The organism is Nocardioides sp. (assembly GCF_031422975.1).
In the GTDB taxonomy this organism is placed as follows: Bacteria; Actinomycetota; Actinomycetes; order Propionibacteriales; family Nocardioidaceae; genus Nocardioides.
Genome location: NZ_JANPEO010000479.1, coordinates 1 through 5764 on the forward strand (window position 1 = coordinate 1; position 5764 = coordinate 5764).

Below are 5764 nucleotides of genomic sequence, written 5' to 3' on the forward strand. Positions count from 1 at the left end.
GGCGCCACCACCCGCGCCGGGCTGTTGCCGGGTCCGCTGCGCGACCGATTCGGCTTCACCGCGCACCTCGAGTTCTACGAGCCGCACGAGCTCGACCAGATCGTGCACCGCTCCGCCGGGTTGCTGGGCGTCCACCTGACCGAGGCGGGATCCGCGGAGATCGCCGGCCGCTCGCGTGGGACGCCGCGCATCGCCAACCGACTGCTGCGCCGCGTCCGCGACTTCGCCCAGGTCCGTGCGGACGGTGTGGTGACCCTGGAGGTGGCCAGGGCCGCCCTCGAGCTCTACGAGGTCGACGAGTCCGGGCTCGACCGGCTCGACCGGGGCGTCCTCGACGCGCTCTGCCGTCGCTTCGGCGGCGGCCCGGTCGGCATCTCCACCCTCGCCGTCGCGGTCGGCGAGGAGCGCGAGACGGTCGAGGAGGTCGCGGAGCCGTTCCTCGTCCGCAACGGCCTCCTGGCCCGCACGCCGCGAGGTCGCGTCGCCACTCCGGCCGCGTGGCACCACCTCGGCCTGACGCCGCCCGCCCAGCCCAGCGGGGTCGACACGACCCTGTTCGACGACGTCTGACGTCGAGGCGCAGGGTCGCCCGCGTACACTCCACCGTTGGTCGCTCGGGCGCACATGTGCGCACGAAGGATCGCCGTCATGTCAACCGAAACGCGTGAGGTAATTCCGTTGGGCCAGCTCGCCTCCTTCCTGCCCCTGGTGGCCATTGCGCTGCTCTTCTGGGTGATGGTGGTGCGCCCCGCATCCCGTCGACAGAAGGCCGTCGCACAGCTCCAGTCGGACCTGCAGCCCGGCCAGCGAGTCATGCTCTCGTCGGGGATCTACGGCACGATCCACTCGCTTGCCGACGATCGGGCCCGGGTCGAGATCGCCCCCGGCACCCAGATCGAGGTCGCGCGCGCCGCCATCAGCGTCGTCGACACCCCAACCGCCGAGCCCGTGGCCGACCCGGCCGACGAGCCCGACGAGGAGCGCTGAGGTGGCTGCACGCCGGCCCAACCCCGGCCGGACGCTGGTGGTCTTCTTCCTGGTTGTCGCGCTGTCCTACGGGCTCGTGGCGCTCGCGGGGGTCTGGAAGCCCAAGCTCGGGCTCGACCTCCAGGGCGGCACCCGCATCACCCTGATCGCGAAGGGTGACGTCTCCAGCGCAAGCCTCACCGAGGCGCGCGGCATCATCGAGGACCGCGTCAACGGCTCCGGCGTGGCCGAGGCCGAGGTCTCCACCCAGGGCAACAAGTACATCGTCGTCGAGATCCCCGGCGCGAGCCGGCGCGACCTGGTCGAGACCGTCAAGCGTCAGGCCCAGCTCCGCTTCCGCGTCGTCGCGGCCGTCGCCGACGGCGCCGCCGGGGCCAGCTCAAGCACCCCCGGCACCGGCACCGGGCCGACCACCGGCACCGGCACCGGCACCGGGCCGACCACCGGCACCGGGGTCCCGGGCAGTGCCCCGACGAGCAGCGCTCCGGGGGGCAACAACCGGGCGCCGTACGCCTGGGCGGGCGAGAAGGACAAGAAGAACAAGACCAAGACGCCGACGCCGACGCCCTCGCAGTCGCCGGCCACCGAGCAGCCGACGCAGGCCGACGCGCTCGACGACCCGCTGACCTGGATGGACAACCCTGACCCCAGGTCGCTGGCCGCCTTCAACGCGTTCAGCTGCCCGGCGTCGGGTGAGCCCGCCAACGTCGATGACGACCCCGACAAGCCGCTGGTCACCTGTGACGAGTTCGGTCAGAAGATGCTGCTGTCCGCGGCGCTCATCGAGGGGACCGACCTCAGCTCGGCCGACACCCTGCCACCCAGCCAGCAGAGCGTCGAGTGGGGCGTCGACCTCAACTTCAACCGTGCCGGCACCACCGAGTTCGCGCGGATCTCGCAGGCGTTGGTCAACACCAACAAGCAGTTCGCCATCGTGCTCGATGGCCGGGTGATCTCGGCGCCCACGATGCAGGGCCTGATCACCGACGGCAACGCGCAGATCACGGGTCGCTTCAGCGAGGCCGAGGCGCGCAGCCTCGCGACCAGCCTCAAGTACGGCGCCCTGCCGATCGCCTTCGAGAAGGACCCGCCGGTCGAGCTCGTCGGGCCTTCGCTCGCGGGCAACCAGCTCTCGGCCGGGATCAATGCCGGGCTCGCCGGCCTGTTCCTGGTGATGCTCTACTGCCTGTTCTACTACCGCGGGCTGGGTCTGGTCGTGATCGCGTCGCTGCTCACGGCGGCCGCCCTGACCTATTCGCTGGTGGTGCTGCTCAGCGAAGGGGCGGGCTTCACGCTCTCCCTGCCGGGCATCGCGGGCCTGATCGTGGCGGTGGGCATCACGGCCGACTCGTTCATCGTCTACTTCGAACGGATGCGCGACGAGATGCGCGACGGCAAGTCGATGCGGGTCGCCGTCGAGGCGGGCTGGCTGCGAGCCCGGAACACCTGTCTGGCGGCCGACGCCGTGTCGCTGCTCGCGGCGCTGGTCCTCTACATCTTCGCCGCCGGAGTTGTGAAGGGCTTCGCGTTCACACTGGGCCTGTCGACGCTCATCGACCTGGTCGTGTTCTTCTGGTTCACCCACCCGATGGTCTCGTGGCTGGCTCGCTTCTCGTTCTTCAATCGCGGCCACGCCATGTCCGGCCTCGGCGCCGAGTCGCTCGGCCTGGACGCGGTCTCGACCTCTGGAGGCAAGGCCTGATGGGCGCGTTCTCTCGACTTGGCAACGACCTCTACTCCGGTCGGCGTTCGATCGACTTCGTCGGTCGCAAGTGGGTCTGGTACGCCGTCTCGGCGGTCATCCTCGCGATGGCGGCCTTCGGACTGGTGTCCAAGGGCCTCAACATGGGCATCGAGTTCACGGGTGGTGCGGAGTACCGCGTCACGCTGTCGGCCGACCGGGCCACCCAGGACACCGCCGACGAGCTCCGCGCGGCGGTTGCCGGCACGGGCATCGAGAGCGCCGCCGCCCCCGTGGTCACGACCTCGGGCAGCGAGGCGATCATCGTCCAGACCGAGCCGGTCAACGACGCCGAGAGTGCCGAGCTCGTCACCACGATCCTGGACGTCACCGGCGCCACCGAGGCCGACATCTCCCAGACGGAGATCGGACCGAGCTGGGGCAAGGAGGTCGCCAAGCGGTCGCTGATCGGCCTCGTGGTGTTCCTGGTCCTCGTCGTGCTCTTCATCTGGGCCTACTTCCGCGAATGGAAGATGTCCCTGGCCGCCCTCGTGGCGCTGGCCCACGACGTCCTCATCACCGTCGGTGTCTATGCGCTCTCCGGGTTCGAGGTCTCGCCGGCGACGGTGACCGGTGTGCTGACGATCCTCGGCTTCTCGCTCTACGACACCGTCGTGGTCTTCGACAAGGTGCGCGAGAACACCCACCAGCTGACGACGTCGCGCCTGACCTACGCCGAGGCGGCCAACCTGGCGGTCAACCAGACCCTGGTCCGCTCGATCAACACCTCGATCGTCGCCCTCATCCCGGTTGCCGCGATCCTGTACGTCGGTGTCGCGCAACTCGGTTCGGGGTCGCTGAAGGACCTCGCCCTTGCCCTGTTCGTCGGGATGGCGGTCGGTGCCTACTCCTCGATCTTCATCGCCACGCCACTGCTCGTGCAGCTCAAGTCGCGCGAGAAGGACGTCAACTACGACGAGCGGCGCGCGGCCGCACGGCGTCGCGAGGCCGCGGCCGACCCGTATTCGCGGGTCTCCGCAGCGGACCGCAACGCCGCCCCGCCGCCGGACCCGCGACAGGTGCGCGAGGACGGCAGCGTCGCCCGGCCACCGGTGATGGCACCGCCGCGGCAGGCGGAGGCCCTCAACAAGGGCCGCGTCGTGCCGAAGGCGCACGGTCCGGTCAAGCCGAGTCCGTCGGCCGGACGGGTCCAGCCCACCCGCCAGCCGCGCTCCAAGCGGGGCAAGAAGTGACGCGTGGGCAAGCGGTCGGTGTCGCGGCGCGCGAGGCCATGTCGCGCCTCGTCCTCGACGTCGCGGACTATCCGACGCCCGGCGTGATGTTCAAGGACATCACGCCGCTGCTGGCAGACCACGCAGGATTCTCGGCCGTGATCGACGCACTCGCCGACGAGGCCCGTGACGAGGCCGGCACCGTCATCGTGGACAAGGTCGTCGGCATGGAGGCGCGCGGTTTCATGCTTGCGGCACCGGTCGCGCTCGCCCTCGGAGTCGGCTTCGTGCCGATCCGCAAGGCCGGCAAGCTGCCCCGCGCGACCCATGCGGTGTCCTACTCGCTGGAGTACGGCGAGGCCACGCTCGAGGTGCACCGGGATGCGATCGCGCCCGGCGAGCGAGTCCTGCTGATCGACGACGTCCTGGCCACCGGGGGCACCGCTGCGGCCACCCGGGAGCTCGTCGAGGCGTGCGGTGGAACGTGTGTCGGAGTCGCCGTACTCCTGGAGCTCAGCTTCCTGCCGGGCCGCGCCACGATCGGCGATCTGCCGCTCAGCGCCATCGCGTCGGTCTGACTCCACCCCGTCACTAGACTGATCCAATGACCGAGGAGATCAGCACCCCTGTGACACAGGAGCGTGCCTCCGAGGTGCCTGTCTCGGCGCGGAGCATGCGCTCGCGCCTGGCGCGCATCGGTGCCAAGGCGCCGACGGGCAACCCCGTGCTCGAGCCGCTGTTCCGCTCGGTGCGCGCCAACCACCCCAAGGCAGACCTGGCGTTGCTGGAGCGTGCCTACCTGGTCGCCGAGAAGATGCACGGCACCCAGATGCGCAAGAGCGGTGACTCCTACATCACCCACCCGCTCGCCGTCACGACGATCCTGGCCGACATCGGGATGACCGAACCGACCCTGGTCGCGGCGTTGCTGCACGACACCGTCGAGGACACGCCCTACACGCTCGAGGAGCTCCGCAAGGAGTTCGGTGACGAGGTCGCCATCCTCGTCGACGGCGTCACCAAGCTCGACAAGGTGCAGTACGGCGACTCCGCGCAGGCCGAGACGATCCGCAAGATGATCGTCGCGATGTCGCGCGACATCCGGGTGCTCGTCATCAAGCTGGCCGACCGGCTGCACAACATGCGCACGCTGCGCTACCTCAAGGCGGAGACACAGGAGCGCAAGGCCCGCGAGACCCTCGACATCTACGCCCCGCTCGCGCACCGCCTCGGCATGAACACCCTCAAGTGGGAGCTCGAGGACCTCGCCTTCGCGACCCTGCATCCGAAGATGTACGACGAGATCGTGCGCCTGGTGGCAGATCGCGCGCCCTCGCGTGACCAGTTCCTGGCCGAGGTGATCGCCGGGGTCGAGGCCGACCTGCGTGAGGCGAAGATCAAGGCCAAGGTAACCGGACGGCCGAAGCACTACTACTCGATCTACCAGAAGATGATCGTGGGCGGCCGCGAGTTCTCCGACATCTACGACCTGGTCGGCATCCGGGTGCTCGTCGAGGACGACCGTGACTGCTACTCCGTCCTCGGCGTGCTGCACTCGCGGTGGAATCCCGTGCTCGGGCGCTTCAAGGACTACGTCGCGATGCCGAAGTTCAACATGTACCAGTCGCTGCACACGACCGTGATCGGGCCGCAGGGCAAGCCGGTCGAGCTGCAGATCCGCACGTTCGCCATGCACCGACGGGCGGAGTACGGCGTCGCTGCGCACTGGAAGTACAAGGAGGACACCAAGGACGGGGTCGACACCGATGCCCGCGCCGGTTCCTCCCAGTTCGGCGACGACATGTCGTGGCTGCAGCAGCTGCTCGACTGGCAGCAGGAGGTCGAGGATCCGGGCGAGTTCTTG

Annotated in this window: 6 protein-coding genes; all 6 read left to right on the forward strand. The window is 69.4% G+C overall.

All coding sequences use genetic code 11. The annotated features are described in order from the left end of the window. The coding region (locus RMO85_RS14300) for a Holliday junction DNA helicase RuvB C-terminal domain-containing protein (protein ID WP_310529395.1) at window positions 1-570 on the forward strand (570 nt) is incomplete at its 5' end. A 78-nt stretch (window positions 571-648) separates the two neighbouring features. Next, on the forward strand, window positions 649-987 hold the full coding sequence (gene yajC / locus RMO85_RS14305) for a preprotein translocase subunit YajC (protein ID WP_310529396.1): 339 nt from the start codon (window positions 649-651) through the stop codon (window positions 985-987). A gap of 1 nt (window position 988) precedes the next feature. Beyond that, a complete protein-coding gene (secD, locus tag RMO85_RS14310) occupies window positions 989-2689 on the forward strand; it encodes a protein translocase subunit SecD (RefSeq protein WP_310529397.1) in 1701 nt (566 codons plus the stop codon). Then, window positions 2689-3921, forward strand: a complete 1233-nt coding sequence (gene secF, locus RMO85_RS14315) for a protein translocase subunit SecF (RefSeq protein WP_310529398.1) — start codon at window positions 2689-2691, stop codon at window positions 3919-3921. Before secD ends, secF begins: the two co-directional genes overlap by 1 nt. Window positions 3922-3959: 38 nt before the next feature. Next, window positions 3960-4478, forward strand: coding sequence for an adenine phosphoribosyltransferase (locus RMO85_RS14320; RefSeq protein WP_310529399.1), 519 nt, complete (start codon window positions 3960-3962; stop codon window positions 4476-4478). Window positions 4479-4573: 95 nt separating this feature from the next. Beyond that, on the forward strand, window positions 4574-5764 hold a 1191-nt coding region (locus tag RMO85_RS14325; protein WP_310529400.1), incomplete at its 3' end, for a RelA/SpoT family protein.

What these genes read in the sequence shown, in the direction of transcription:
- yajC (WP_310529396.1), top strand. Translation starts at nt 649, where the DNA reads ATGTCAACCGAAACGCGTGAGGTAATTCCGTTGGGCCAGCTCGCCTCC.
- secF (WP_310529398.1), top strand. Translation starts at nt 2,689, where the DNA reads ATGGGCGCGTTCTCTCGACTTGGCAACGACCTCTACTCCGGTCGGCGT.
- RMO85_RS14320 (WP_310529399.1), top strand. Translation starts at nt 3,960, where the DNA reads ATGTCGCGCCTCGTCCTCGACGTCGCGGACTATCCGACGCCCGGCGTG.